At 47.9% G+C, this 633-nt stretch carries 1 protein-coding gene; it reads left to right on the forward strand.

The genetic code is table 11. From position 1 onward, the window contains the following. A partial coding sequence (gene mnmC / locus R7044_RS26180) for an FAD-dependent 5-carboxymethylaminomethyl-2-thiouridine(34) oxidoreductase MnmC (RefSeq protein WP_225456115.1) occupies nucleotides 1-633 on the forward strand: 633 nt, incomplete at both ends.

Consider the following 633-nt stretch of genomic DNA (forward strand, 5'->3'; position numbering starts at 1 on the left):
GGCTCGATAGAACAACGCGAAAAGCAATCGAACCATCTTGCGTGGTTTAATCGAACGGCGTCCAGCAATCTTGATTCGATTGCCATAATCGGAGGCGGTATTGCCAGCGCGGCGTTAGCGAAAACGTTAGTTCGTCGTGGCCAAAACGTCACGCTTTACTGCAAAGACACTCAACCAGCCGAAGGGGCATCTGGCAACCGTCAAGGTGCCGTTTATCCTCTGCTTAATGGCCCGCATACAGGTGTATCTCGTGTGTTTGCGCCAGCATTTTTGTTCGCACGTCAATTTGTCGAGCAAGCAGCGCAAGAAATCGATTTTGACCATGATTGGTGTGGTATAACTCAATTGATGTGGGATGACAAATCCACAGACAAACTAGAGAAAATGCTTGAGGGAAACTTCTCTCCAGAGCTCATTCGTAAATTGTCTGCAGAAGAAACGGCGGAGACAATCGGCTTATCCATTGATATGGCATCGGTTCATTACCCAATGGGAGGTTGGTTGTGCCCTGCTGAATTAACTCGCGGGCTGATTACTCAACTAGAAAAAACCGTTCTTTTTGAAGCGAAGTTCGAGCATCAAGTCGAGTCACTAACTTGGGACGAAGCGCGTGAGCTTTGGACATTAAAAGCG

The organism is Vibrio sp. 1402, from assembly GCF_033340275.1.